Genomic DNA, 26004 nt, shown 5'->3' with positions numbered 1-26004 from the left:
CTGTCCCTTCCCCCTCGTGTCAGTCGCGCTGCCGCCGCGCACCGCGTACCACCAGGTGAGATCGTACGGCCAAAGCGCCGCGCATGGCCCATCTCAGCGGAGCCCGTTGCCAGCCGGCATGCCGGTCAGACAGATACAAATAGGTGCTGCGGTGGTGCGCGGCGAGGTTGCGGGCAGGATCTCGACCCGTGGAATGACCCTTGTCGTGCAGGATCTCGGCATCGGGCACATAGACGTTCAGCCACCCGGCGCGGCCCAGCCGGTCACCGAGGTCGACGTCCTCCATGTACATGAAGTAGCGCTCGTCGAAGCCGCCGATCTGCTCGAATGCCGCCCGGCGCATCAGCAGGCAGGACCCGGACAGCCAACCCACCGCCCGCTCGCTGGGCTCCTGGCGCTCCTGGCGGTAGGCCTTCGTCCACGGGTTGTTCTTCCACAGCGGGCCGACGACGGCATGCATGCCACCACGGATGAGACTGGGCAGGTGCCGTGCCGACGGGTACACCGACCCGTCGGGATCGCGGATCAGCGGCCCCACCGCGCCGGCCGTCGGCCAGCGGTTCATCGCCTCGAGCAGCGCGTCGATGCTGCCCGGTCCCCACACCACATCGGGATTGGCCACCACGATGAATTCCGAGGCCGAACAGTCCAGCGATGCCACTCCGCGGTTGACCGCGCGTCCGTATCCCAGGTTCTCACCGGTCCGCAGCAGCTGGGTGCCGGGAAACCGCTCCGCCGCGCTCTCCGGGGCACCGTCGGTGGAGCCGTTGTCGGCCAGCACCACGGTCACCGGCCGATCGGTGGCCAGGCTCAGCGACGACAGGAACCGTTCCAGGTGTGGCCCCGGTGAGTAGGTCACTGTCACCACCGGCAGTTCGTCACTCACGGCGTAGAGGGTAGCGGTCAGCCGACGGTGGCCAGCGCCTGCGTCAACGCTTCCCGCCACGGCCGCAGCGGGGTCAGGCCCGCCCGCGTGGACAGCTCGGCGCCCAACGCCGAATAACGCGGCCGCGGCGCGGGCCGCGGGTGGGAGTCGGTGCCCACCGGCCGCACCCGCTCGGGATCCGCGCCGAGTTCCTCGAACACCGCCCTGGCCATGTCGAAGCGGCTGGCCGGGCCGCTGTTGGCGACGTGCAGGATCGGCTCACGGATGCTGCCGCCGGCGATCTCCAGCAGCGCCGCGCACAGGTCTCCGACGTAGGTGGGTGAGCCGATCTGGTCGGCCACCACGTCGACGGTGCCGCTACCGGCGGCCTTGGCTCGCATCACCGCCGCGAAGTCCGATCCGGTGCCGCCGGTGTACACCCAGGCGGTGCGTGCCACCGTGCAGTCCGGCAACGCCGCCAGGACGGCCACTTCGCCGGCCAGCTTGGTGGTGCCGTACACCGAGCGCGGACCGGTGTCGTCGCCCGGTTCGTACGGGCGCGGTTCGCCGGTGAACTCGCCGCTGAACACGTAGTCGGTGGAGATGTGGATCAGTTGGGCGCCCACCCGCGCGCAGGCCTGCGCGACGTTCTCGGCGCCGGTGACGTTCACCGCGTACGCCCGGTCGGGATCGTCCTCGGCGGCATCGACTGCGGTGAAGGCCGCGCAGTTGACCAGCACGTCATCGGGTTCGAGCACCGCCTCGGCGGCCTGCGGATCGGTGATGTCCCACTGCGCCGACGTGTAGGCGGCGACCCGGTGACCTCGCTGTTCGGCGAAGCGGGCGAGGAATCCGCCTACCTGTCCGCCGGCTCCGGTGATGACGATCCTCGGTGCGTGGGGTCCGGTGTCAGCCATGTCACCGAGTCTGGCACGCCGGTGTCGGCTACCCGGATCCCGGCGGTGTCACCAGTAGCCTGGGCAGGTGCCAGCCCGACTGATACGAGTGGTCTCGACCCTGATCGCCATAGCGATCGTGGCGGGAACCGGTGTCGCCTGGAGCACCATCCGGTCCTTCGAGGAGGGCATCAACCACATCAGCGCCGAGGCGCTCGGTGGCGGCGGCGAGGACGGCGCCATCGACATTCTGCTGGTGGGGGTGGACAGCAGGACCGACGCCCACGGCAATCCGCTGTCGCCGGAGGAACTGGCGGTGCTGCGGGCCGGTGACGACGTGGCGACCAACACCGACACCATCATCCTGGTCCGCATCCCCAACAACGGGAAATCGGCCACCGCCATCTCCATCCCGCGCGACTCCTACGTCGAGGCGCCGGGCCTGGGCAAGATGAAGATCAACGGCGTCTTCGGTCAGGTCAAGCTCGAGACCATGAAGGAACTCATCGAGGTCCAGGGCATGGACCCGGTGGAAGGCGAGAAGCGGGGCGTCGAAGCCGGCCGCGAACGGCTCATCGAGACGGTCGCCGATCTCACCGGTGTCACCGTCGACCACTACGCCGAGGTGGGGCTGTTGGGCTTCTCGCTCATCACCGACGCCATCGGTGGCGTCGACGTGTGCCTCAAAGCTCCTGTCTATGAACCGCTTTCCGGCGCCGACTTCCCCGCGGGCTGGCAGCGGCTGAACGGTCCGCAGGCGCTGAGCTTTGTCCGTCAGCGCCACGATCTGCCGCGCGGCGACCTGGACCGTGTGGTGCGCCAGCAGGTCGTCATGGCTTCCCTTGCCCACCAGGTGATCTCCGGTAAAACCCTGTCCAGCCCCGCCACCTTGAGCCGGCTGCAAGACGCGGTGCACCGTTCGGTGGTGCTGTCCGACGGCTGGGACATCATGAACTTCATCACTCAGCTGCAGGAGTTGGCGGCCGGCAGCGTGGCTTTCGCCACCATCCCGGTGCTCGACGAGGCCGGCTGGAGCGACGACGGCATGCAGAGTGTGGTGCGCATCGATCCCACCCAGGTCAAGGATTGGGTGACCAGCCTGCTGGAGGACCAGGACCAGGGCAAGACCGAGGAGTTGGCCTACTCGCCGGGCCGAACCACCGTCGAGGTGCTCAACGACACCGACATCAACGGTTTGGCGTCTGCGGTGTCGGATGTGCTGACCGCCAAGGGTTTCCTGCCGGGCAACGTGGGCAACAACGAAGGCGCGCGCCCCCCGGTCAGCCAGGTACTGGCCCGCAGTGTCGACGATCTCGGCGCGCAGGCGGTCTCCGGTGAACTCGGCAGCCTGCCGGTGGTGGCCGACGAGACCCTGCCCGAAGGCACCGTTCGGGTGGTGCTGGCCAATGACTACACCGGCCCCGGCTCGGGCCTGGAGTCCGATCCCGCCCTGAACGGCGACGTGCTGTCGCAGGCCGCCGGATCAGTGACGGCACCGCCGCCGCCGTCGCCGATCCTGACCGCGGGGTCCGACGACCCGCAGTGCGTCAACTGACCATGGCAGTCACCGTTTCCGGGGCGGTCCTGGACCCGTTGTTGCGCAGCGACCCGATGGGTCCGCGCATCACCTTCTACGACGACGCCACCGGTGAGCGCATCGAGTTGTCGGCCGTGACGCTGGCGAACTGGGCCGCCAAGACCGCCAACCTGTTGCGTGATGAACTGGGCGCGGGCCCGGGCAGTCGGGTGGCGGTGCTGCTGCCTGCGCACTGGCAGACCGCGGCAGTGGTGTTCGGTATCTGGTGGATCGGCGCCGAGGTGGTCTTCGGCGGTGATGCCGAGGTGGCGCTGTGCACCGTGGACCGACTCGATGAGGCGGACGCCGCGGCGGGCCTGGGCGAGATCGCCGTGCTGTCGCTGGATCCGTTCGGCAAGCCGGTCGCCGACCTGCCCGTCGGGCTCACCGATTACGCCACCGCCGTGCGGGTGCACGGAGATCAGATCGTGCCCGAGCGCTCCCCCGGGCCCGCCCTCGACGGCCGGTCGGTGGACCAGGTGCTGGCCGCCGCGTCTGAGCGAGCCCAGACGCGCGGGCTGACCGCGACCGACCGGGTGTGGTCGGCCGGCGAGTGGGGCAGCCCCGAGACGCTGATCGACAATCTGGTGGCCGTGTTCGCCGCAGGTGCGTCACTGGTCCAGGTCGCCAATCCGGACCCGGCCGCCCAGCAACGGCGTCGGGAGATGGAAAAGGTCACCACTGCGTTCGAGTAGTTGCTGTCACCCGCTCGAGGTGTCGGACAATGCTTGGTACATCAAGCACAATTCCTGGTACAACGAAAATTGCGCGGAAATTTCGCTCTTCGGACTAGATTCGCCGGGCGTTGCCAACTATGTTACTGAACAGTTACCTGTGTTGGCGTCGTCAAACACTTCGCGAGGCGGACACTGGACTGCAGCAGTTCCGTCGAAGAAGCCGGAGAACCGTTCATGGTCACACCCGTGATCGCCATCGCCGCGGCCCTGACGCCGGCCCTGTGGGTCTGGTTCAGTCGTTGCCACCCCGCCTGGTCGCTGAGCGTGCACGCCCGCTTCTACACGGGTGCCGGTTACCTCAGTTCGCTCATCGCCACCTACTTCGTCCTGGTCGACGGAGGCACCTCGTGGGTGTTCGGGGCGGCGTGGGCCGCCGCCGCCGTCGCGATGTTCTGGGCCGGCCTCGTCGCCTTGCGCAGCGTCATGCGCAGGCAGCACTCGACGGCCATGTCGCTGGAGACCATCAACGCCGATCAGGTGCAGTCGCAGGGACCCCTGCTCTGACCGCTAGGGTCGGGTGCTGTGAGTGTCCAGCCCCGACCGCCCCTTGATGTCAGTGCGCTCGAGGGCTTGGCGCCGTGGCGGCGCATCGATGTGGTCGAGGAGACCGGTTCCACCAATGCCGATCTGCTGCGCAGAGCCGCCGCGGGTGAGGACATCGCTGGTGCGGTACTGCTGGCCGAGTATCAGAACTCGGGCCGGGGGCGGCACGGCCGCAGTTTCACGGCGCCGCCGCGCTCGTTGATCGCGATGTCGGTCGCGATCGGCACCGCGGACGTCCCCTCGGATGCCTGGGGCTGGCTGCCGCTGCTCACCGGGGTGGCGGTGGTCGACGCGCTGGCCCAGACCTGCTCGGTGCAGGCGGGTCTGAAATGGCCCAACGATGTTCTGGTCGGTGACGGGAAGCTGGCCGGGATCCTGACCGAGGTGGCCGCTCCGGCGCCGGTGATCGTGGTCGGGTGCGGTCTCAACGTATCGCTGTCGGCGGAGGAAGCCCCGGATCCGCGGGCGACGTCGCTGGCCCTGCTGGGACACCCGGACGTGGACCGGACCGCCTTGGTGCGGGCGATCCTCGACGCCCTCGCCCAGCGGGTGCAGCGCTGGCGCGCCGCCGGCGGCGCCGACGAGCAACTGGTGCTCGATTACCGCACGCGCAGTGCGACATTGGGCACCCGGGTGCGGGCGTCGCTACCCGGCGACACCGAATTGGTGGGGCTGGCCACCGACATCGATACCTACGGACGGTTGGTCATCGACGACGGGCACACCGCGACCACCGTGGCCGCCGGCGACATCACGCATCTGCGCCCCGCGCCGCAGTGACCGCCGGGCGTCAAGAGTCGCCGGCGCCCATCAACCGATCGCGCAACGCAGCGTCCTTCTGCAGCACCATGGCCTCCAGGTCCGCTTGAAAAGACACCATCCGGGCGCGCAGTGCCGTGTCGGAGGCGCCGAGGATGCGGGCGGCGAGCAGTCCGGCGTTGCGGGCACCACCGATCGACACCGTAGCGACCGGCACCCCGGCGGGCATCTGGACGATCGAGAGCAGTGAGTCCATGCCGTCGAGCCGGGCCAACGGCACGGGCACCCCGATCACGGGCAACGGCGTGGCCGAGGCGACCATGCCGGGCAGGTGCGCGGCTCCCCCTGCTCCGGCGATGATGACCTGGATTCCGCGGTCGGCGGCGGACTGCGCGTAGTCGAGCATGCGGGCGGGGGTGCGGTGCGCCGACACCACGCCCGCTTCGAAGGGGATCTCGAATTCCGCCAGTGCCTCGGCGGCAGCGGACATCACGGTCCAGTCGCTGTCGCTGCCCATGATCAGCCCGACACGTGCAACGCTCATCAGTGCCCTTCCCATCCGTCGGTCCATTCGGCGTGCGACAGCCAGTGCGCGGCGCGGACGGCGCGCTCCCGAACGTCCGCCGGATCTTGGCCCGGCAGGCCGACGACGTTGACGTGCCCCAGTTTTCGGCCCGGTCGCTCACCCTTGCCGTACATGTGCACCTTGGCCTCGGGCAGCCGGCCGAACAGGTGGTGGATCCGCTCGTCGACGCTCATCGTCGGCGTGTGCGGCGCGCCCAGCACGTTGGCCATCACCGTCACCGAGGCACGGGCGGCGGTGTCCCCCAGCGGGTAGTCCAGCACCGCACGCAGGTGCTGTTCGAACTGGCTGGTGACCGAACCGTCCATGGTCCAGTGTCCGGAATTGTGTGGGCGCATGGCCAATTCGTTGACCAGCAGCCCGCCGTCGAGGGTCTCGAACAACTCGACGGCCAGCACCCCGACCACCCCCAACTCGTCAGCCAACCGGAGGCCGAGTTCCTGGGCGGCGGCGCCCAGCCCGTCGGGCAGATCCTGTGCGGGCGCGATCACCTCGACGCAGATGCCGTCGCGCTGCACGGTCTCGACCACCGGCCAGGCGGCACCCTGACCGAACGGTGAGCGGGCCACCAACGCGGCCAGCTCGCGGCGCATGGCCACCTTCTCCTCGATCATCACCGGAACTCCGTCGGCCAGGTAGCGCTCGGCGATGGCGCGGGCGTCCTCGGCGGAGTCGGCCATCAGCACGCCGCGGCCGTCGTACCCGCCGCGCACCGTCTTGAGCACCGCGGCGCCCCCGGCCTCGGCGGTGAACGCGGCAGCATCGTCGGGGGTCTGCACGTCGGCGAAACGCGGGACCGGCGCGCCGAGCGCGCTCAGCTTCTGACGCATCAGCAGTTTGTCCTGCGCGTGCACCAGAGCCTGCGGCGGCGGCGCCACGTTGACACCGGCAGCCACCAACTTGTCCAACAACTCGGTGGGCACGTGCTCGTGGTCGAAGGTCATGGCCGTCGCACCGGTGGCGGCCCGGGCGAGGGCGTCGAAGTCGGTATGGGACCCCAGCACCACGTCGGGACTGACCTGAGCGGCGGGGTCGCCGGGGTCGACGGCCAGCACGCGCAATGTCTGACCCAGAGCGATCGCGGCTTGGTGGGTCATCCGGGCCAGCTGACCGCCGCCGATCATGGCGACCACGGGGGCATCTCGGGAAGATCTCGGCACACCATCATGGTGTCATGCCGTCGGCTGGGTGATCACCGCCGGTGAGCAGCACCGATGATCGACGATTACCCAGCGCTGCGCAGCGCTCCGTACACTCCACCCTTATGTCCTTCGCCGATGCAACGATCGCGCGGTTACCGCGTTCGGTCCGTCCGTTCGCCGAACGGCATCACGAACTCATCAAGTTCGCCATCGTCGGCGCCACGACGTTCATCATCGACTCGGCGATCTTCTTCACGCTCAAGCTGACGGTGCTCGACACCAAGCCCGTCACCGCCAAGATCATCGCCGGCATCGTCGCGGTGATCGCGTCCTACATCCTGAACCGGGAATGGAGCTTCCGCGACCGGGGCGGCCGTGAGCGCCACCACGAGGCCCTGCTGTTCTTCGGGGTCAGTGCGGTGGGCGTCCTGCTGTCGATGGCTCCGCTGTGGATCTCGAGCTACGTGCTGATGCTGCGCGTGCCGGAGGTGTCGCTGACCGTCGAGAACATCGCCGACTTCATCTCGGCGTACGTCATCGGCAACCTGCTGCAGATGGCGTTCCGGTTCTGGGCGTTCCGGCGTTTCGTCTTCCCCGACGAGTTCGCACGCAACCCCGAGAAAGCGTTGGAGTCCACCCTCACCGGCGGCGGGATCGCCGAGGCGCTCGAGGACGAATACGAGCTGCGCCACGGCGTGCCCGGACAGCACCAGCCCTGATCAGCTGGGCGACTCCTCCGAGCCCAGGGTGTCGAACACCTCGTGGTACAGCAGCGAGTGGACCTGCTCCACCCGCGGGATGTCATAGAACTCCAACGGATCCTGGGACGCCGACTCGATGATGAGCGTGCCCGTGCGCAGGATCCGGTCCAGCAGCCCATGGCGGAATTCGACGCTGTTGACCCGGGCCAGTGGGATGTCGATGCCGCTGCGGGTGATCAGTCCGTGCCGGAACATCACGCGGCGGTCGGTGATCACGAAATGTGTGGTCCACCAGTTGAGGAACGGCCATATCGTCAGCCACCCCACCAGGATCAACCAGACCGCCCCGATGACCACCGCGACGACGGTCCTGGCGGTCGGTTCCCAGTCGGTGTTGGTCACCACGGCGGCGCCGAAGGCGGCCAGCGCGGTGGCGAGCAGGAGCACCAGGATCGGACCGATCAGCCGCTTCCAGTGCGGGTGCCGGTGCAGCACCACCTGTTCGTCTCTGGCCAGGACGTTATCCGGGTAACCCACGAGGGCACTTTACCCAGGTCATGGCCGTGCGCAGCGGCGGACAAGCACGGCTACGACCCGCCGCTGCCTGCGAGCAGGGCCCGCAGTGTCTTGACGACGATCAGCAGGTCGGCGGTCATGGACCAGTTCTCCACATAGAAGAGGTCCAGGCGTGCCGCATCGTCCCAGGACAGATCGGCCCGGCCGGTCACCTGCCACAGCCCGGTGACGCCGGGTTTCACCAGCAGTCGACGGCGGGACTCGTCATCGTAGGTGGCCACCTCGTCGGCCAGCGGCGGCCGCGGTCCCACCACACTCATGTCACGCCGGAGCACGTTGATGAATTGCGGCAGCGTGTCGAGGCGGAATCGACGCAGCAGCCGGCCCAGCGATGTGAGCCGCGCATCGCCGTCGGAGCCGGTGCGGAATTCCAGCATCTCGAAGGGCTCTCCGTCGAGCCCGATGCGTTCCGAGCGCTGCAACACCGGCCCGGCGCTGGTCACAGTGAGTGCGAGCACCACCCCGAGCAGCAGCGGGCTGGAGAGCACCAGAACCGCGGTCGCGACCACCAGGTCGAACGCCCGCTTCTGGAATCGCTGCGCGCCGCTGTACTGCGGTTTCTCCACGTGGATGAGCGGCAACCCGGCGACCGGCTTGAGCGTCAGCCGCGTTCCCGACACGTCCACCACGCCCGGAGCGACCATGAGATCGACCTCGAGGGTCTCCAACTGCCAGGACAGCGCCCGGATGTTCTGTGCGTCGAGGCGATCGGTGGCGACCAGGGCCACGGCTCCGCAGTCCGCTTCGACGACGACGTCGATGACGTTGTCGACGTCGCCCCGCACCGGTATCGGGGGGTGGCCCGGCACCTCGATGAATCGGCCGTCGATGAACCGGCCGCCCTGCTGTCCCGGGACGCACGCGGCCACCACGTCGAAGCCGGCCTCGGCGTCGATGACCATGTTGACGGCCAGGTCCCGGACCGCGCCGGGGTTGCCCACCACCAGAACTCGTGTCCGGCACCGGCCATGGTGCAGCCGCGCTCGCCGGACCAGGCGGCGCGCGACGTACCGGCCCGTCAAGAGCCCCGACAGTCCGAGGGGCAGCATGAGCACCAGGTATCCCCGGGCGATCTCGAGTTTCAGCAGCATTGACACGACGGCGATGGCGCCGAACACCGCCAGCGTGGCCACCACCACCCGGCGGTACTCCTCCAGACCTGCTCCGATGACGCGCGGGGACCGGGCCCGATTGATCGCCAGCGACAGCATCCAGGCGGTGGCAACAGCCGGCGACACCAGGTTGTAGTCGGCGAACCCGCGGTCACCGCTGCCCGGCCAGACGCCGAAACGCAGCCACTGGGCGATCAGGACCGATGCTGCGACGGCCCCGGCATCGATGTAGAAGAGCCGTCGGCGGTACCGGCCGCGCCACGCTCCTGAATCCGTTCCGCGCCCGGCAGCGCCGGCCAGTGCACCCGCTGCCGGATCAGCAACACTCACAGCGCCCCCCCGGGGCAATTCCGCCAGCAATCACCACATCGCCGGATGAATCTATCATGAAATACCAGGCAGCAACCATTTTCACTCACCCGTACCGCGGACTGTAGCAAATGTCGAAGCGGAGATCTCTGGAATGCGTGAGCCGCGGCCCGACACCCCGCGGGGGAGGTTCAACGCAACCCTGGCGGAATTCTAAGAACGCAGCCGATAACATCGGATCCCATGACGAGTGTTACCGAGCCGGACGCCGGGGTTCCTGCAGACAGCAAGGTCGATATCCACACCACAGCGGGCAAGCTCGCCGACCTGCGCAAGCGGGTCGAGGAAGCTGCGCACCCGGTCGGCGAGGCCGCGGTCGAGAAGGTGCACGCGAAGGGCAAGCTCACCGCCCGTGAGCGCATCTTCGCCCTGCTCGACGAAGGCTCGTTCGTCGAACTCGACGCGCTGGCCCGGCACCGCAGCACGAACTTCGGGTTGGAGAAGAACCGACCGGTGGGCGACGGCGTGGTGACCGGCTACGGCACCATCGACGGCCGCGAAGTGTGCGTCTTCAGCCAGGACGCCACCGTCTTCGGCGGCAGCCTCGGCGAGGTCTACGGCGAGAAGATCGTCAAGGTGCAGGAGCTGGCCATCAAGACCGGCCGCCCGCTGATCGGCATCAACGACGGCGCGGGCGCCCGCATCCAGGAGGGTGTGGTCTCGCTCGGCCTGTACAGCAAGATCTTCCACAACAACATCAAGGCCTCCGGCGTCATCCCGCAGATCTCGCTCATCATGGGCGCCGCGGCCGGTGGGCACGTCTACTCCCCCGCGCTGACCGACTTCGTCATCATGGTCGACCAGACCAGCCAGATGTTCATCACCGGCCCGGACGTCATCAAGACGGTCACCGGTGAGGACGTCACCATGGAGGAACTCGGCGGCGCCCACACCCACATGGCCAAGTCCGGCACCGCGCACTACGTCGCCTCAGGTGAGCAAGATGCCTTCGACTACGTGCGGGACCTGCTGAGCTACCTGCCCCCCAACAACTACGCCGAGCCGCCGCGCTACCCGGCGCCGCCGCATCCCGGCGCAGTCGAGGACAACCTCACCGATGAGGATGTCGAGCTCGACACCCTCATCCCGGATTCGCCGAACCAGCCGTACGACATGCACGAGGTCATCACGCGCATCCTCGACGACGACGAGTTCCTCGAGGTGCAGGCCGGCTACGCGGGCAACATCCTGGTGGGCTTCGGCCGAGTCGACGGACGTCCGGTGGGCATCGTGGCCAACCAGCCCACCCAGTTCGCCGGCTGCCTGGACATCAATGCCTCGGAGAAGGCAGCCCGGTTCATCCGGACGTGTGACTGCTTCAACATCCCGATCGTGCTGCTGGTCGACGTGCCTGGCTTCCTGCCCGGCACCGACCAGGAGTTCAACGGCATCATCCGCCGTGGCGCCAAGCTGCTGTACGCCTATGGCGAGGCCACCGTCGCGAAGGTCACCGTCATCACACGCAAGTCCTACGGCGGTGCGTACTGCGTCATGGGCTCCAAGGACATGGGCGCGGACGTGGTGGTGGCCTGGCCCACCGCCCAGATCGCCGTGATGGGCGCCTCCGGCGCGGTGGGCTTCGTCTACCGCAAGGAACTCAAGGACGCAGCCGCCGAGGGCGCCGACGTCGACGCGCTGCGCCTGGAACTGCAGCAGACCTACGAGGACACCTTGGTCAACCCGTACGTGGCCGCCGAGCGCGGCTACGTCGACGCGGTGATCCCGCCCAGCCACACCCGCGGCTACATCGGTACCGCGCTGCGTCTGCTGGAGCGCAAGATCTCCCAGCTGCCGCCGAAAAAGCACGGCAACATCCCGCTCTGACCCCTCGTCGATTTCGAAAACGGAGCCACTTTGTCTCAACACGTCGACATCACCGAGGTCAGTGACCCGCGGGACATGACCATCGACGATCCCGCGCCGCCGCAGACGGAGATCAGGATCGTCAAGGGAGAGCCCTCCGACGAGGAGATCGCCGCGCTGGTGGCGGTGCTCACCGCCGCCGGCGGCGGCACCGGCGAACCCGGCCCTCAGGAGCTCAATCCATGGGGCCATCCGGTGGACAAGTTGCGCTACCACCTGACGAGCTGGCAGCGGGTCACCCTGCTGGAGCGGACGCACATGCGCCGATGACGCGACTGGTGCTCGCGTCGGCGTCCTCGGGACGCCGCGCGGTGCTCAACCAGTCCGGGGTTGCGCCGCAGGTGGTGGTCTCGGGCGTGGACGAGGACGCGATCATCGCCGGCATGCCGGACGCGGCCCCTGCCGAGGTGGTGACGGCCCTGGCCGTTGCGAAGGCTCACGACGTGATGGCCCGGCTGCCCGCGGACATCGCAGCCGATTGTGTTGTGGTCGGCTGCGATTCGATGCTGCTGCTCGACGGTGAGCTGCGCGGCAAACCCGGCAGCGCCGCGGCCGCTCACACCCAGTGGGCGGCGATGGCCGGGCGCAGCGGCGAGCTGCTCACGGGCCACTGCGTCATCCGCAGCACCGCGGGAACCCGGCGTGAGGCTGCCGAATCTGGCTGCACCACAGTGCATTTCGGCCAACCGCCGCCCGCGGATCTGGACGCCTACATCGCCGGCGGCGAACCGCTGTTCGTGGCGGGGTCCTTTACCCTCGACGGGCGGGGCGGCTGGTTCGTCGACCGCATCGAGGGCGACCCGTCGAACGTGATCGGGCTGAGCCTGCCGCTGCTGCGACGGATGCTGGCTGACCTCGGTGTGTCCGTTGCGTCACTGTGGGCCGCCAACCCCGCCTGAGCGCACATGTACCGGGTGGGCGACCGGTAGGCTCGACGCGTGCCGCTTCCAGCAGATCCCAGCCCCAAGCTCAAGGACTACGCCCACCCCGAGCGCCTCGTGACCGCTGACTGGTTGTCGGCGCACTTGGGCACCAAGGGCCTGGCCATCGTCGAGTCCGACGAAGACGTGCTGCTCTACGACATCGGCCACATCCCCGGCGCGGTCAAGATCGACTGGCACACCGACCTCAACGACCCCGAGGTGCGCGATTACATCACCGGGGAACAGTTCGCGGAACTGATGAACCGCAAAGGCATTTCGCGCGACGACACCGTGGTGATCTACGGCGACAAGAGCAACTGGTGGGCGGCCTACGCCCTGTGGGTCTTCACGCTCTTCGGCCACGAGGACGTCCGGCTGCTCAACGGCGGACGCGACCTGTGGATCTCCGACGGCCGCGACACCACCCTGGACGTGCCGACGCGTTCGGCCACCGGCTACCCGGTGGTGGAACGCAACGACGCCGCCATCCGTGCGTTCAAGGAGGACGTGCTCGCCACGCTGGGCACCGAGACGCTGATCGACGTGCGCTCCCCGCAGGAGTACACCGGCGAGCGCACCCACATGCCCGACTACCCGGAGGAAGGCGCCCTGCGCGGCGGCCACATCCCCACCGCGGTGTCGGTTCCGTGGGCCAAGGCCGCCGACGACCACTCGCGCTTCCGCAGCCGCGCCGAGCTCGACGAGATCTACAGCTTCGTCGGCGAGGCCGGCAAGCCTGTCATCGCCTACTGCCGCATCGGTGAGCGCTCCAGCCACACCTGGTTCGTGCTCACCCACCTGCTGGGTGTGGAGAACGTCCGCAACTACGACGGGTCCTGGACCGAATGGGGCAACACCGTGCGGGTGCCCATCGTGTCGGGGGACGCGCCAGGAGAAGCGTGACGCTGCCCGCGCCGCTGGCCGAGGTGGTGTCCGACTTCGCCGAGGTGCAGGGTCAGGACAAGCTGCAGCTGCTGCTGGAGTTCGCCCAGGACCTCCCAGAGTTGCCCGCCGACCTGGAAGAGGCGGCCATGGAACCGGTGCCGGAATGCCAGTCGCCGCTGTTCCTGCATGTCGACGCCGCCGACCCGAATCAGGTGCGGTTGTTCTTCAGCGCCCCGGCCGAGGCGCCGACCACCCGCGGTTTCGCCTCCATCCTGGCCACCGGCCTGGACGGTCAGAGCCGCGAGGCCATCTTGGCGGTGCCGGATGACTTCTACTCCGAGCTGGGGCTGGCGTCGCTGATCAGCCCGCTGCGGTTGCGCGGCATGTCGGCGATGCTGGCGCGGATCAAGCGGCGGCTGCGCGACGTTTAGGCGCGCTCGGGCACCCGATTGCCGGCAGCGGCCGGCACCACCACCGCACCCGCTGCGTCGACGATGGGTCCGTCGGTGAGCACGAGCGGGTCTGCACCGACCTTGATCCACATCAACGTGCGGACTGTCGCCCACGGCCCCTCGTTGCGGCAGAGCGCACTGTCGGCCTCGGTGTAGCGGCCGCCACCGTCGGTCCAGCCGAGCCGCACGTTGACGGTGATGCGGTTGCTCTCGATCCCGGAGTGCATGCGGGTGTCGCGGCAACCCGGGGTGTGTGAACCCGCGGCGGCGCCGGGGACCCGTGGACTCAGATAGGTGATGTCGAGATATCCGTCCTCGGAGACGCTGTAGTCGCGGATCGGCAGCAGGCCGCGGTCACTGCCGGTGAAAGTGTCAGTCGGCGGCAGACCGTCCAGGCGCGGCACCACGTTCCCCGGCGCAGCGGGCTTGGTCATCTCGTTGCCCGTGGTGGCGATCGGCGAATCGGTGACCACCTGGCCGACGCGGGCGAACGGCCCCCATTCCTGGCGTCTGACCGTGTACTGACCGGCCATTTGGCACGCCGGGAAATTCGGGGCACCGGCGCTGCTCGGCCGCATCAGCCGCACGCTGATCTCGATGCGCCCGTCATCGCCGGACACGATGTCCGGCAGCGACACGCAGGAGTCGTCGGTCATGGAAGCCACCGCCCTGGGCACCGAGTCCGCCGGCGCGAGATAGTAGACGTCGATGTCGGTACCGCCTGCCGTCGGTGTGGCGACGTAGCCGATTACCGGTAGCGGTGACAGTGACCGGTCAGCACCATGCGGCGCCTTCTCCTGTGCCGGCTTCGTCGCGGTGCCGGCGACGACGCGCTCGGAGCAGGCCCCCAGGGCGACCGTCAGGATCAACGCGGTGAGCACCCGTGCGACCCCCATCCGTCGACGGTAGCGGGAATGCCGGGCCGCGGCCGCGCAGCCCTCTGACAACGCCCGACGTAACTTACTTTCAAGTAACCGGCACCGCCTCCACCAGCCAACAGGTGCGGCCTTTAAACTGCCGGATAGATTCTTAAAGACGTTTCTTAGAGACGGCCGTTGACCGACCGACAGACTTGACCCCCAGGAGGCGTAGTGCCCAGTCACGCCAGTTCGAGCATCTCCAAAGTTCTCGTTGCCAACCGCGGCGAAATCGCGGTCCGGGTGATTCGTGCAGCCAAGGATGCCGGCCTGGCAAGCGTCGCCGTATACGCGGAGCCCGACGCCGACGCCCCCCACGTGCGCCTGGCCGACGAGGCCTTCGCCCTCGGCGGGCAGACCTCCGCCGAGTCCTACCTGGTGTTCGAGAAGCTGCTCGAGGCCGCCGAGAAGTCCGGCGCCAACGCCATCCATCCCGGCTACGGCTTCCTGTCCGAGAACGCGGACTTCGCCCAGGCTGTGCTGGACGCAGGGCTGATCTGGATCGGGCCCAGCCCGCAGTCCATCCGCGACCTCGGCGACAAGGTCACCGCCCGCCACATCGCCGCGCGCGCCGACGCCCCCCTGGTGCCCGGCACCCCGGACCCGGTCAAGGACGCCGACGAGATCCTGGCGTTCGCCAAGGAGCACGGCCTGCCGATCGCCATCAAGGCAGCCTTCGGTGGCGGCGGCCGCGGCATGAAGGTCGCCCGCACCCTCGAAGAGATCCCCGAGTTGTTCGACTCGGCCACCCGTGAGGCCGTGGCGGCCTTCGGTCGCGGCGAATGCTTCGTCGAGCGTTACCTGGACAAGCCGCGCCACGTCGAGGCCCAAGTCATCGCCGACACCCACGGCAACGTCGTGGTCGCAGGCACCCGCGACTGCTCGCTGCAGCGTCGCTTCCAGAAGCTCGTCGAGGAGGCCCCGGCGCCGTTCCTGACCGACGCGCAGCGCAAGGAGATCCACGAGTCCGCCAAGCGCATCTGCAAAGAGGCCGGCTACTACGGCGCGGGCACCGTGGAGTACCTGGTGGGCCAGGACGGGCTCATCTCCTTCCTCGAGGTCAACACCCGCCTGCAGGTGGAACACCCGGTCACCGAAGAGACCTCGGGCATCGACCTGGTGCGCCAGCAGTTCCGCATCGCCAACGGCCTGCCCCTGGAGATCACCGAGGATCCGACCCCACGCGGGCACTCCTTCGAGTTCCGGATCAACGGCGAGGACGCCGGCCGCGGCTTCCTGCCCGCCCCCGGCCCGGTCACCAACTTCGTCCCGCCCACCGGCCCCGGCGTCCGCCTGGATTCCGGCGTGGAGACCGGATCGGTGATCGGCGGCCAGTTCGACTCGATGCTGGCCAAGCTGATCGTCACCGGCGCCACCCGCGAGGAGGCGTTGGAGCGCTCCCGTCGGGCGCTGGCCGAGTTCACCGTCGAGGGCCTTGCCACCGTCATTCCGTTCCACCGTGCCGTGGTGTCCGATCCGGCGTTCATCGGTGACGAGAACGGCTTCACCGTGCACACCCGCTGGATCGAGACCGAGTGGGACAACACCGTCGAACCGTTCACCGGTGGCGGCGCGGTCGACGAGGAGGAGGCCACCCCGCGCCAGACGGTCGTCGTCGAGGTCGGCGGGCGTCGCGTCGAGGTGTCGCTGCCCGGCGATCTCGCCATCGGCGGCGGTGCGCCGGCCGGCGGCAGCGGTGTGATCCGCAAGAAGCCCAAGCCCCGCAAGCGCGGTGCCGGTGGTGGTGCCGCGGCGTCCGGCGATTCGGTCACCGCTCCCATGCAGGGCACCGTGGTCAAGGTGGCCGTCGAAGAGGGCCAGCAGGTGTCCGCGGGCGACCTGATCGTGGTGCTCGAGGCCATGAAGATGGAGAACCCGGTGACGGCGCACAAGGACGGCACGGTGACCGGCCTGTCCGTGGAAGCGGGCGCCGCCGTCACCCAGGGCACCGTCCTGGCTGAACTCAAGGATTGATCCTCCCCCGCACCACCGAGACGGCCGCTCCCACCCGGGGCGGCCGTTCTGGTCAGAACGCCACCTGCAGGCACCCCCACCTGTAACGTTGGCCGTCCGGATCATCGAGGGGGGCGCTGATGCGGCCGATCCAGGCGTCAATGTTCGCGGTCGCCACCGCCGTCTGCGTGGCGCTGGCACCCGTGCCAGCGCCCCAACTGCGATTGGCCGCGCGGACCGTTCTGCTGGTTCCGGGCAACCTGAACCCCACCGCCAACGGCGTCGAGAAGGATCTGGACCACTACTTCGACCCCGCTGATCCCAATTTCGGTTTCCCGGGCTACGACGTGGTTCGGGTGCCGTGGCGGGCCGACTCGTTCGGTCTCTTCCCCGGCTACACGGCATCCCAGAACGACGGCATCGCCAAACTGCATGCCGCGATCGATCGTTACAGCGACGTCGACGACGAGGACGACCTCGACAAGCTTGTTGTGGCCGGCTACTCCTCAGGCGCCCTCGTGGCGGCACACGAGATCGCGGCACAGAGTGGCCTGTTGAGTCCGGAGCAGCTGGAGTTCATCCTGATCGGCGGACCGTATCGCGGCAACGGCGGTGTGCTGGAACGATTTCCGACGGTGACTGGCTGGCTGGGTGTGCGCGGGCCGCTGCCGGACACCGACTTCCCGGTGACCGACATCGCCTACGAATACGATCCGATCTCCGACTTCCCGGCGTACCCCCTGCTGCCGCTGACCGCACTCAACGCCGCGCTGGGCTGGTACTACCTGCATCTGGATTATCAGCATGCCGATCTGGGCGAGGTCATCGACGATCCGAACATGACCTACGTCGACGAGGAGACCGGCGTCCGCTTCGTCACCATCGCCGCACCTCACCTGCCGTTGCTGATGCCGGTGTACCAACTCATCGAGCACGTTCCGGTGCTGCGCCCGGTGCTGGAACCCCCACTGAAACTGCTGGAGCCTGCACTGAAGGCGTTGGTGGATCTGGGCTACCGCCGCGATGTGCCGGTGGGCGAGAAGGTTCCGGTCGGTGTCGTCCCGGCCCTCGACGTCGCGAAAGTGGCTGAGAGGACTGCACATTCGGATTCACCCGAACCGGACGCAGAGCCCGAGGACACCGGTCCCGAGGATCGCCACGACGACGAGACAGACACCGAGGGCGAGCCCGGTTCGTCCGAGCAACCCGCCGCAGAAGACAGCGAAGACTCCCCCGCCGAGACCGAAGACGCAGACACCCAGGACACCGCAGAAACCGAAGATGCAGCAGAAACTCAAGAGACCGAGAAGACGGCCGATGCCGATGCTGATGCCTCCGCGACACACGACCGGGACATCCCGCAGCTGTCGCCCGCCGACGCCGCATAATGGCCGACGTGGAGCCCGTCGAGATCAACGCCGGCAGTTGGTATCTGCGTGCACTGCGGGCCGACGACCGGGTGGACGACCGCCCGGCGCTGGCGGCCCTCGGTGAGCCAGACCCGGAGTACGTCGCCCGGTGCACCCGCGACTGGCTCGACGAGCGCCGGTTCACCTGGGCGGTGAGCGAGCCCACCACAGGCGAGATGCTGGCCGAGGTGGTGCTCGACCCGGCCGACGGCCGCATCACCGCGCGGGCCCGCACCGGCCACCAGGCGGCGCTGACCACCGCCGAGCACGCGGTACGCCGGTTCGCGACGGGGGCACTGGGGCTGCCCTGACCGGCGCAATGCCAGACTGGCGGCCGAGCCCGTCCCCAGCCGCAGGAGTCGCAGATGCCCCGCCCCCAGATCGTTGCCGTCACCGGCGCAGCAGGCAGCATCGGCTACGCCGCCCTGTTCCGCATCGCCGCGGGCGCCATGCTCGGCCACGACACCCCGGTGGTGCTGCGGCTGGTGGAGCTCCCGGCTGCCGTTCGTGCCTCCGAGGGTGTGGTGATGGAACTCGATGACGGGGCGTTTCCGCTGTTGGTGGGCACCGAGATCCATGACGATCCGGTGCGCGCGTTCGACGGGGTGGACGTCGCGTTGCTGATCGGCGCCCGCCCGCGCACCAAGGGCATGGAACGCGCGGATCTGCTGTCGGCCAACGCCGAGATCTTCGCGACCGCGGGCCGGGCCCTGAACGCCGGCGCGGGCGCCGACGTGCGGGTCCTGGTGGTGGGCAATCCCGCCAACACCAACGCACTGGTCGCGGCAGCCCACGCCCCCGACATCCCGGCCGACCGGTTCACCGCCTTGACCCGCCTGGACCACAATCGGGCCATCGCCGCCATGGCCCGGCATGCCCGGGTGCCGGTCACCGAGATCACGCAGATGACGATCTGGGGCAATCATTCCCCCACGCAGTACCCGGACATCTTCCACGCCACCGTCGGCGGTCGGTCCGGGGCCGACTACGCCGCCGACACCCATTGGCTGACGGACGATTTCATTCCCACTGTGGCGCGCCGCGGTACCGCGATCATCGAGGCCCGCGGAGCCAGTTCGGCGGCATCGGCGGCCAACGGTGCCATCGACCACATCGACGACTGGGTGCACGGCACCCCGGCCGGGGACTGGACGTCGGTGGCGCTGCCCTCCCCCGGGGCCTACGGCGTCGACGAGGGTCTGGTCTGTTCGTTCCCGTGCCGCGCGGCAGACGGTCGCTGGCAGATCGTCGAGGGTCTGGACATCAATCCGTTCTCGCGCACCCGCATCGACGCCTCGGTGGCCGAGCTGCGCGACGAACGGGACGCGGTGCGGGCGCTCGGGTTGCTGCCCCGCTGAGCGCTCAGCGCATCGCCTCGGGGGTGTCGATGTCGGCACCGGTCGCCAGGTCCCCGCATTCGACGGTGACCACGTCCTGCCGGCCGGACAGGAACGCCCGCGCCCCCTGGTCCCCGACCAGACCGGCCACCAGCGCCGGCCAGTGCGCCGCCCCGATGTAGACCGGATGTCCGGGACGGCCGCGATAGACCGCGCGCGCCAGCTCCGCATCGGAGGCCAGCACGCGGCGCACGACGTCGGCGCCGACGTCGGGGGTGTCCACCAGGTGCAACACCACCCCCCGGGCCCCGGCCGCAGCGGCCAGACCGGCCCGCAGCGAGGCACTCATGCCGTCGGACCAGTCCGGCGCCAGTACCGCACGGGCCGGAGCGGGCACGTCCACCACCGCCGCCCCCAGAACCACCACCACGTCGTCGCAGCCGCCCCCCGCCAGCGCCGAAATGGCCTGGCGCAGCCACGCACCCTGCGCAGCAAGCACTTTCGGCATGCCGAAGCGCGTGCCCGCGCCGGCCGCCAGCACCACTCCGGTCACCCGCGCGTCGCTCGACATGCGAACATTGTCGGACTGCCGGAAACTTGCACGATGTCCGCCCCGGCGAAACCGACCACAGGCAAGCGCGTCCACCCTGTCGACGAGCTGCTGCCGGTCCCCAAGTTGGCCACCTACGGCTTCCAGCATGTCGTGGCGTTCTACGCCGGCGCGGTGCTGGTGCCCATCATCATCGCCGGCGCGGTGGGGTTGTCCGAACAAGAGCTGGTCATGCTGATCACCGCAGACCTGTTCACCTGCGGCATCGCCTCCATCATCCAAGCCGTCGGCTTCTGGAAGGTGGGGGTGCGGCTGCCGCTGCTGCAGGGCGTCACCTTCGCAGGGGTGTCCCCCATCATCGCGATCGGACTGGCGAACGGCGGCGGCTCGGCCAGCATGGTCTACGTTTACGGCGCGGTGATCGTCGCGGGTGTCTTCACCTTCCTGATCGCACCGGTGTTCATCAAGCTGCTCAAGTTCTTCCCGCCGGTGGTCACCGGGACGCTGATCACCATCATCGGCCTGTGCTTGGTCCCCGTGGGCGCGATGGACGCGGTCACCAATCCGACCACCCATGAACCGGACCCGACCAACCTGCGCTGGCTGCTGTACGCCCTGGGCACCATCGCCGTGATCGTGGCGATTCAGCGACTGTTCCGCGGGTTCCTGGCCACCATCGCCGTCCTGCTGGGTCTGGTGATCGGCTGCACCGTCGCCTACGCCCTCGGCGACATGAACTTCGACCGGGTGGGCGAGGCGGCCGCCGTGGGCTTCACACCGCCGTTCCTGTTCGGGCTGCCCAAGTTCGACTTCGTGGCCTGCCTGACCATGATCATCGTCCTGCTGATCACCGCCGTGGAGTCGACCGGCTCCACCATCGCCACCGGCGAGATCGTCGGCAAGCGCATCAAGGCCGCCGACATCGGCCGGATGCTGCGCGCCGATGGACTGGCCACCACCATCGGCGGTGTCTTCAATTCCTTCCCCTACACCGCATTCTCCGAGAACGTCGGCCTGGTCCGCCTCACCGGCGTGCGTAGCCGCTGGGTGGTCGCCGCGGCCGGGGTTTTCATGATCCTGCTGGGCTTCCTGCCCAAGGTGGCCGCCATCGTCGCCTCCATCCCCAACCCGGTGCTCGGTGGCGCGGCACTGACGCTGTTCGCGACCGTCGCGGTCGTCGGCATCCAGACCCTGGGCAAGGTCGACTTCACCGATCACCGCAACCTGATCATCGTGACCACCAGCCTGGCGCTGGCCCTGTGGGTCACGGCGTATCCCGACATCGCCTCGGCCATGCCCACCGGGCTGGATCTGATCTTCGGCTCCGGCATCAGCATCGGCGCCGTCACGGCGATCGTGTTGAACATCGTGTTCTTCCACACCGGCGGCCTCGGCGCCCGGGTTGCCGGCGGCGGCTCCATCACCCTCGACGAAGTGAATGCGATGACCGCGCAACGCTTCACCGAGGTGTTCGGTCACGTGGTGCAGGACGTCCCCTGGGCGATCGAGCGGGCCTACAGCCAGCGGCCCTTTGCCACCACCAGGGCGCTGCGCGAAGCGTTCCAGGACGCGGTGCTCACCGGCACCGGCGACCAGCAGCTCGAGCTACTCAACGCCTTCCCGGACCTGGGGGCCGAGGACGACACCGGGGCCGCCCTGGCCGTCGATCACGTCGCATTGTCCAATCTCGATGAGAGCGACCACAATGACGTGGTGCAGCTGGCCGCCGCCTATCGTGAACACTTCGGTTTCCCTTTGATCATCTGTGCCCGGGAGACCGAGCACTTCGACCGGGTGCTCAAGAACGGATGGTCTCGGATCGACAATTCCCCGGCGGCCGAACGCGCCTTCGCACTGATCGAGGTGGAGAAGATCGCCAACTACCGGTTCACCGATCTGGTGGCCGATGCCAATCCCATTGCGGCCGCGCGGTTCAGCCGGCTCAACGAGTTGCAGTAGATGCCGAGCCTGGAAGACTTCAACGCCCTGACCGACCGGCAGCGGATGCACCTGCTCTTCGGGGTGTGCAGCTCCACGATCTGGGCCCGTCGTGTTCTGGCGGGCGCACCTTTTCGCAGCGTCGACGCGCTGTTGGACCGGGCCGACCGGGTGCTGGCCGAGCTGCCCGACGCCGAGATCGATGCGGCACTCGACGGCCACCCCCGGATCGGCGCCGCAGTGGACAACCCGTCGTCCGCCCGCGAGCAGGCTGCGGTGACCACCGCCGGTGACGACGTCAAGGCCCAGCTGGCGCTCAAGAACAAGGCGTACGACGAGAAGTTCGGCTACGTGTATCTGGTGTGCGCCAGCGGTCGCTCGGCCGAGGAACTGCTGGCCATCCTGACCGAACGGCTGGACAACGATCCCGAGACCGAGCGCCGGGTGATGCGCGCCGAACTCGCCAAGATCAACCGCCTGCGACTCGAGCGCCTGATGAGCGAGGCAGGATCTAGGTCATGACACACGTGAGCACCCATGTTCTCAATGCCGTCACCGGCCGGCCCGGAGCCGGGGTGGCGGTCACCTTGACCGACTCCGCGGGCGCCATCCTGGCCCAGGCCGGCACGGATGACGACGGCCGGATCGCCAGTCTCACCGACGAGGAGCTGTCCGGGGTGTACCGCCTGACCTTCGACACCGCAAGCTATTTCGCAGCCCAAGGTGTGGTCGGCTTCTACCCCGAGGTGGTGATCTCCTTCGAGATCACCGACGCCGCAGCCAAATATCACGTACCGCTGCTGCTCTCGCCGTACGCCTACTCCACCTACCGCGGAAGCTGAGCCCAGTGAAAGCCATCATCATCGGCGCCGGCATGGGCGGCATGAGCGCAGCACTTGCGTTGCGGCAGATCGGCATCGACACCGAAGTCTACGAACGCGTCACCGAGAACAAACCCGTCGGTGCCGCCATCTCGGTCTGGTCCAACGGGGTCAAGTGTCTGAACTATCTGGGGCTGGAGCAGCAGACGGCCGCGCTGGGCGGCATCGTCGACAGCATGAGCTATCTGGACGGGCACAGCGGCGACACCATGTGCCGATTCTCGCTGCAGCCGCTCATCGACCAGGTGGGCCAGCGGCCCTACCCGATCGCCCGGGCCGATCTGCAGATGATGCTGATGCAGGCCTACGGCCTCGAGGACATCCACTTCGGCATGAAAATGGTGGCGGTGCAGGACGGTCCTGGCTCGGCCAGCGCCACCTTCGCCGACGGCACCACCGCGACCGCGGACGTCGTCATCGGCGCAGACGGAGCCAGTTCCATCACCCGCGAGTACGTCCTGGGTGCCCCGGTGACGCGTCGCTACGCCGGCTACGTCAACTTCAACGGCCTGGTGGACGCTGACGACGCCATCGGACCTGCCACCGAATGGACCACGTACGTCGGTGACGGGCAACGCGTTTCGGTGATGCCAGTGGCCGGAGGGCGGTTCTATTTCTTCTTCGACGTGGTGGCACCGCCCGGCCTGCCCTATGAGCCGGGTACCGCCCGCGAAGTGTTGCGCGAGCATTTCCGGGGCTGGGCACCTGGTGTGCAGACTCTGATCGACACGCTGGACCCGATGACCACCAACCGGGTCGAGATCGCCGACCTCGACCCGTTCTCCACCTGGGTCAAGGGCCGGGTCGCGCTACTCGGCGACGCGGCGCACAACACCACCCCCGACATCGGGCAGGGCGGCTGCTCGGCCATGGAGGACGCGGTGGCATTGCAGTGGGCGTTCCGCGATCACCCGGGGGATGTGCACACCGCACTCGCGGCCTACCAGCGAGCCCGCGTCGACCGAGCCGCAGACCTGGTGTTGCGGGCACGCAAACGCTGCGATGTCACCCACGCCAAGGATCCGCAGATCACCCAGCAGTGGTACGACGAGCTGCGGGTCGAAGACGGCACGAATGTCATCCGGGGCATCGTCGGCAACATCATGGGCGGCCCGGTCACTCCGGTGCGCTGACCACCGACGATGTTGTCGGCCGGTGTCGGTAGGCGTATGGTCGGCTACAGGTTGAGTTCACAGCCGAACCAGGAAACGTCAAACTGGCGAGCTTGTCAGAACTCGAGACTTGACGCGACCCGCGAGCTTTCGCAGCGATTGATGGGGGTCACGATGTCCACCAAACCCATTTCCACGACTTTCGAACGCGCTGTGGTGGCGTGGCACGACGACCATGTGACGATCACCCTCGCCGGCGACCTGGACGCGGCCAACGCCGAAGACTTCGGCCGATTCGTCACCGCGCACCTGCGCCCCGGCCGGGCGTTGCACGTCGACCTGAGCACGTTGCAGTTCTTCGGGACCGCCGGCTTCTCGGCGCTGCACATGGTCAACGTCGGCTGCGCCGCGGCCGGGATCCGATGGACGGTATCAGCCAGCGAGCCAGTGGCGCGGGTGCTGCGGATCTGCGATCCGGACCGCACCCTGCCAGTGGTGACCACTCACTCGAGCTGATCGCGCAGCCGGGTCAGCGCCCGGGCCAGCAGACGCGACACATGCATCTGCGAAACGCCGATGCGTTCGGCGATCTGGGTCTGGGTCAGCGATTCGAAGAAGCGCAAGACGACCACGGTGCGTTCCCGTTCGGGGAGTGACTCCAGCAGCGGCCGCAGCGCCTCGCGATTCTCGATCTGGTCGAGGGTCAGGTCGACGTCGCCGAGAGTATCGGCGATGGCGGGGGCATCTTCGTTGCCGCTGCCGCCACTGTCGATCGACAGGGTGTTGTAGGAGCTGCCTGCGACCAGGCCCTCGACCACCTCGTCGCGATCCATACCGAGTTCCTCGGCGAGCTCGGTGGGAGTGGGGGCGCGACCGAGCCGCTGGGACAGCTCGGCGGTGGCGCTGCCCAGGCGCAAATGCAGTTCCTTCAGTCGGCGAGGTACCTTCACCGACCAGCTGTTGTCGCGGAAGTGCCGTCGCACCTCACCCATGATCGTGGGGACCGCGAACGACACGAAGTCCGAGCCGGCATTGACGTCGAACCGGATGACGGCGTTGACCAGACCCACCCGGGCCACCTGGACGAGGTCGTCGCGGGGTTCGCCGCGGCCGTCGAAACGGCGGGCGATGTGATCGGCCAGGGGCAGGCAGCGTTCCACGATGCGGTCGCGCTGCCGCTGAAACTGCCTGGAATCCGGTGGCAGCTCGGCCAACTCACGGAACATGTCCGGCACATCGGCGTATTCAGAACTCGAACGCGAAGCTCCGGTACGCGAGGCCGACCCCTGCGAACCTGGCGGGGTCACCGTGCTGGGCTCACTCGCCTCGTCGTCAACGAGATGCCGAACACCGGTCCGAGCCCGTCGACATCCGATCCGTTGCGGAACGTGCTGACATCATCAGTGAGGGAGGTCAGGACGTGCCAGCTGAAGCTGCCAGGCGTCAGGACGTCCTCTGTGGTCGAGGACGTCGACACGTCGATGACCAGTTCGTTGGGGCGGGGGTCGATCACCAGGACCAGCGTGGCGTCCTTGGCGGCCGACTTGATCAGCCGCGTGCAGGCCTCGTCCACCGCCAGCCGCAGATCGGCCACCGCATCCAGATCCAGGTCCTCGAAAGTCCCGATCGCCCCGATGACGGTTCGCACCACGGCGAGGTTCTCCAGCTGCGCATCGATGCGCAACTCCACAGCCTTGGGGCTGCGAACGCTCGCGGTGTCGGAACTTTCGGACTCGAACATGTAATGGCCTCCCGGCAATATCGCACCGAGACTACCCCAGCTGGCAGACCAACTAACCATGGCTCCACCCTTCCCCGTTCTGTGGTGTCGACGGCCGTCTCGATGTAAATGGTGACCGCAGTCGTACCCCCCGCAACGGCGCTGCCAAACTCCGATGTGACATGGCAACGGACGTGTGTGGACG

Annotated in this window: 29 protein-coding genes; 19 read left to right on the top strand and 10 right to left on the bottom strand. The window is 68.3% G+C overall.

Annotation, left to right across the window (positions count from 1 at the left end):
* Positions 1–19: 19 nt before the first annotated feature.
* Together G6N58_RS17500 and rfbD are read right to left on the bottom strand one after the other, a co-directional pair.
* Positions 20–886, bottom strand: a complete 867-nt coding sequence (locus G6N58_RS17500; RefSeq protein ID WP_068915876.1) for a glycosyltransferase family 2 protein — start codon at positions 884–886, stop codon at positions 20–22.
* Positions 887–903: 17 nt separating this feature from the next.
* A complete protein-coding gene (rfbD, locus tag G6N58_RS17495; protein ID WP_068915875.1) occupies positions 904–1782 on the bottom strand; it encodes a dTDP-4-dehydrorhamnose reductase in 879 nt (292 codons plus the stop codon).
* A gap of 67 nt (positions 1783–1849) precedes the next feature.
* On the opposite strand from rfbD, the gene G6N58_RS17490 reads away from it, so the two are divergent.
* From G6N58_RS17490 to G6N58_RS17475, 4 genes are all read left to right on the top strand, one after another.
* Positions 1850–3316 carry an LCP family protein gene (locus G6N58_RS17490; RefSeq protein WP_068915874.1) on the top strand — a complete coding sequence of 489 codons (1467 nt, stop codon included), beginning with the start codon at positions 1850–1852 and terminating at the stop codon, positions 3314–3316.
* A 2-nt stretch (positions 3317–3318) separates the two neighbouring features.
* Entirely contained in the window at positions 3319–4032 is a 714-nt protein-coding gene (locus G6N58_RS17485; RefSeq protein WP_115277876.1) for a TIGR03089 family protein, read from the top strand.
* A gap of 216 nt (positions 4033–4248) precedes the next feature.
* Positions 4249–4578, top strand: coding sequence for a hypothetical protein (locus tag G6N58_RS17480; RefSeq protein ID WP_115277877.1), 330 nt, complete (start codon positions 4249–4251; stop codon positions 4576–4578).
* Between the two features lie 18 nt (positions 4579–4596).
* Positions 4597–5397 (top strand): biotin--[acetyl-CoA-carboxylase] ligase, encoded by an 801-nt coding sequence (locus G6N58_RS17475; RefSeq protein WP_115277878.1) that lies wholly within the window; start codon positions 4597–4599, stop codon positions 5395–5397.
* Between the two features lie 10 nt (positions 5398–5407).
* Here G6N58_RS17475 and purE read toward each other — a convergent pair whose 3' ends face one another.
* Entirely contained in the window at positions 5408–5920 is a 513-nt protein-coding gene (purE, locus tag G6N58_RS17470) for a 5-(carboxyamino)imidazole ribonucleotide mutase (RefSeq protein ID WP_163908220.1), read from the bottom strand.
* Complete coding sequence (locus G6N58_RS17465; RefSeq protein ID WP_115277879.1) at positions 5920–7119, bottom strand: 5-(carboxyamino)imidazole ribonucleotide synthase; 1200 nt, start codon at positions 7117–7119, stop codon at positions 5920–5922. The genes purE and G6N58_RS17465 overlap by 1 nt, the downstream gene beginning before the upstream one ends.
* Before the next feature lie 104 nt (positions 7120–7223).
* Between G6N58_RS17465 and G6N58_RS17460 the strand changes: the two genes are divergently transcribed.
* On the top strand, positions 7224–7820 hold the full coding sequence (locus tag G6N58_RS17460; protein ID WP_232067908.1) for a GtrA family protein: 597 nt from the start codon (positions 7224–7226) through the stop codon (positions 7818–7820).
* Here the strand turns inward: G6N58_RS17460 and G6N58_RS17455 are convergent, their stop codons facing one another.
* Positions 7821–8339: a PH domain-containing protein gene (locus tag G6N58_RS17455; protein WP_068915869.1), complete on the bottom strand. Its 519-nt coding sequence runs from the start codon at positions 8337–8339 to the stop codon at positions 7821–7823.
* Between the two features lie 50 nt (positions 8340–8389).
* Entirely contained in the window at positions 8390–9820 is a 1431-nt protein-coding gene (locus tag G6N58_RS17450; RefSeq protein ID WP_115277880.1) for an exopolysaccharide biosynthesis polyprenyl glycosylphosphotransferase, read from the bottom strand.
* A 222-nt stretch (positions 9821–10042) separates the two neighbouring features.
* Between G6N58_RS17450 and G6N58_RS17445 the strand changes: the two genes are divergently transcribed.
* Genes G6N58_RS17445 through G6N58_RS17425 form a run of 5 tightly spaced genes read left to right on the top strand, consistent with a single transcriptional unit; the run spans position 10043 to position 13961 of the window.
* Positions 10043–11683, top strand: a complete 1641-nt coding sequence (locus tag G6N58_RS17445; protein ID WP_068915866.1) for an acyl-CoA carboxylase subunit beta — start codon at positions 10043–10045, stop codon at positions 11681–11683.
* A 30-nt stretch (positions 11684–11713) separates the two neighbouring features.
* Positions 11714–11992: an acyl-CoA carboxylase epsilon subunit gene (locus tag G6N58_RS17440; RefSeq protein ID WP_068915865.1), complete on the top strand. Its 279-nt coding sequence runs from the start codon at positions 11714–11716 to the stop codon at positions 11990–11992.
* On the top strand, positions 11989–12621 hold the full coding sequence (locus tag G6N58_RS17435; protein WP_115277881.1) for a Maf family protein: 633 nt from the start codon (positions 11989–11991) through the stop codon (positions 12619–12621). The genes G6N58_RS17440 and G6N58_RS17435 overlap by 4 nt, the downstream gene beginning before the upstream one ends.
* Positions 12622–12660: 39 nt before the next feature.
* Positions 12661–13548 carry a sulfurtransferase gene (locus G6N58_RS17430; RefSeq protein ID WP_115277882.1) on the top strand — a complete coding sequence of 296 codons (888 nt, stop codon included), beginning with the start codon at positions 12661–12663 and terminating at the stop codon, positions 13546–13548.
* Entirely contained in the window at positions 13545–13961 is a 417-nt protein-coding gene (locus G6N58_RS17425; protein ID WP_232067907.1) for a SufE family protein, read from the top strand. The genes G6N58_RS17430 and G6N58_RS17425 overlap by 4 nt, the downstream gene beginning before the upstream one ends.
* Here the strand turns inward: G6N58_RS17425 and G6N58_RS17420 are convergent.
* The gene (locus G6N58_RS17420; RefSeq protein WP_115277884.1) at positions 13958–14878 is read right to left on the bottom strand and encodes a hypothetical protein; all 921 of its coding nucleotides are present in this window, start codon (positions 14876–14878) and stop codon (positions 13958–13960) included. The two genes, G6N58_RS17425 and G6N58_RS17420, sit on opposite strands and share 4 nt — an antisense overlap.
* A 195-nt stretch (positions 14879–15073) precedes the next feature.
* Here G6N58_RS17420 and G6N58_RS17415 point away from each other — a divergent pair, with 195 nt between their 5' ends.
* The 4 genes from G6N58_RS17415 to G6N58_RS17400 all read left to right on the top strand — a co-directional run bounded on the left by G6N58_RS17415 (position 15074) and on the right by G6N58_RS17400 (position 19619).
* Positions 15074–16873 carry an acetyl/propionyl/methylcrotonyl-CoA carboxylase subunit alpha gene (locus G6N58_RS17415; protein ID WP_068915860.1) on the top strand — a complete coding sequence of 600 codons (1800 nt, stop codon included), beginning with the start codon at positions 15074–15076 and terminating at the stop codon, positions 16871–16873.
* A 119-nt stretch (positions 16874–16992) separates the two neighbouring features.
* Positions 16993–18240 carry a PE-PPE domain-containing protein gene (locus tag G6N58_RS17410; RefSeq protein ID WP_115277885.1) on the top strand — a complete coding sequence of 416 codons (1248 nt, stop codon included), beginning with the start codon at positions 16993–16995 and terminating at the stop codon, positions 18238–18240.
* A gap of 8 nt (positions 18241–18248) precedes the next feature.
* Positions 18249–18572, top strand: a complete 324-nt coding sequence (locus G6N58_RS17405) for a hypothetical protein (RefSeq protein ID WP_115281443.1) — start codon at positions 18249–18251, stop codon at positions 18570–18572.
* Positions 18573–18626: 54 nt separating this feature from the next.
* The gene (locus tag G6N58_RS17400) at positions 18627–19619 is read left to right on the top strand and encodes a malate dehydrogenase (protein ID WP_115277886.1); all 993 of its coding nucleotides are present in this window, start codon (positions 18627–18629) and stop codon (positions 19617–19619) included.
* Between the two features lie 4 nt (positions 19620–19623).
* On the opposite strand, the gene G6N58_RS17395 is transcribed toward G6N58_RS17400, so the two are convergent.
* A complete protein-coding gene (locus G6N58_RS17395; protein WP_068915857.1) occupies positions 19624–20169 on the bottom strand; it encodes a nucleotidyltransferase family protein in 546 nt (181 codons plus the stop codon).
* A 33-nt stretch (positions 20170–20202) separates the two neighbouring features.
* Here G6N58_RS17395 and G6N58_RS17390 point away from each other — a divergent pair, with 33 nt between their 5' ends.
* The 5 genes from G6N58_RS17390 to G6N58_RS17370 all read left to right on the top strand — a co-directional run bounded on the left by G6N58_RS17390 (position 20203) and on the right by G6N58_RS17370 (position 24595).
* The gene (locus G6N58_RS17390; protein WP_115277887.1) at positions 20203–22107 is read left to right on the top strand and encodes a PbuX/PucJ/PucK family nucleobase permease; all 1905 of its coding nucleotides are present in this window, start codon (positions 20203–20205) and stop codon (positions 22105–22107) included.
* Positions 22108–22608: a 2-oxo-4-hydroxy-4-carboxy-5-ureidoimidazoline decarboxylase gene (gene uraD, locus G6N58_RS17385; protein ID WP_115277888.1), complete on the top strand. Its 501-nt coding sequence runs from the start codon at positions 22108–22110 to the stop codon at positions 22606–22608. It abuts the gene before it with no gap.
* Entirely contained in the window at positions 22605–22928 is a 324-nt protein-coding gene (gene uraH, locus G6N58_RS17380) for a hydroxyisourate hydrolase (RefSeq protein WP_115277889.1), read from the top strand. Before uraD ends, uraH begins: the two co-directional genes overlap by 4 nt.
* A gap of 5 nt (positions 22929–22933) precedes the next feature.
* On the top strand, positions 22934–24100 hold the full coding sequence (gene hpxO, locus G6N58_RS17375; RefSeq protein ID WP_115277890.1) for an FAD-dependent urate hydroxylase HpxO: 1167 nt from the start codon (positions 22934–22936) through the stop codon (positions 24098–24100).
* Between the two features lie 153 nt (positions 24101–24253).
* Complete coding sequence (locus tag G6N58_RS17370; RefSeq protein WP_232067906.1) at positions 24254–24595, top strand: STAS domain-containing protein; 342 nt, start codon at positions 24254–24256, stop codon at positions 24593–24595.
* On the opposite strand, the gene G6N58_RS17365 is transcribed toward G6N58_RS17370, so the two are convergent.
* The gene (locus tag G6N58_RS17365) at positions 24583–25386 is read right to left on the bottom strand and encodes an RNA polymerase sigma factor SigF (protein WP_068915851.1); all 804 of its coding nucleotides are present in this window, start codon (positions 25384–25386) and stop codon (positions 24583–24585) included. The genes G6N58_RS17370 and G6N58_RS17365 overlap by 13 nt on opposite strands.
* The gene (locus G6N58_RS17360; RefSeq protein ID WP_068915850.1) at positions 25383–25820 is read right to left on the bottom strand and encodes an ATP-binding protein; all 438 of its coding nucleotides are present in this window, start codon (positions 25818–25820) and stop codon (positions 25383–25385) included. Before G6N58_RS17360 ends, G6N58_RS17365 begins: the two co-directional genes overlap by 4 nt.
* Positions 25821–26004 lie beyond the last annotated feature (184 nt).

The sequence above is a fragment of the Mycolicibacterium tokaiense genome (assembly GCF_010725885.1).
Lineage (GTDB): Bacteria > Actinomycetota > Actinomycetes > Mycobacteriales > Mycobacteriaceae > Mycobacterium > Mycobacterium tokaiense.
Note: the sequence above shows the minus strand (reverse complement) of the source record. Positions and strands in the feature narration are given on the sequence as shown.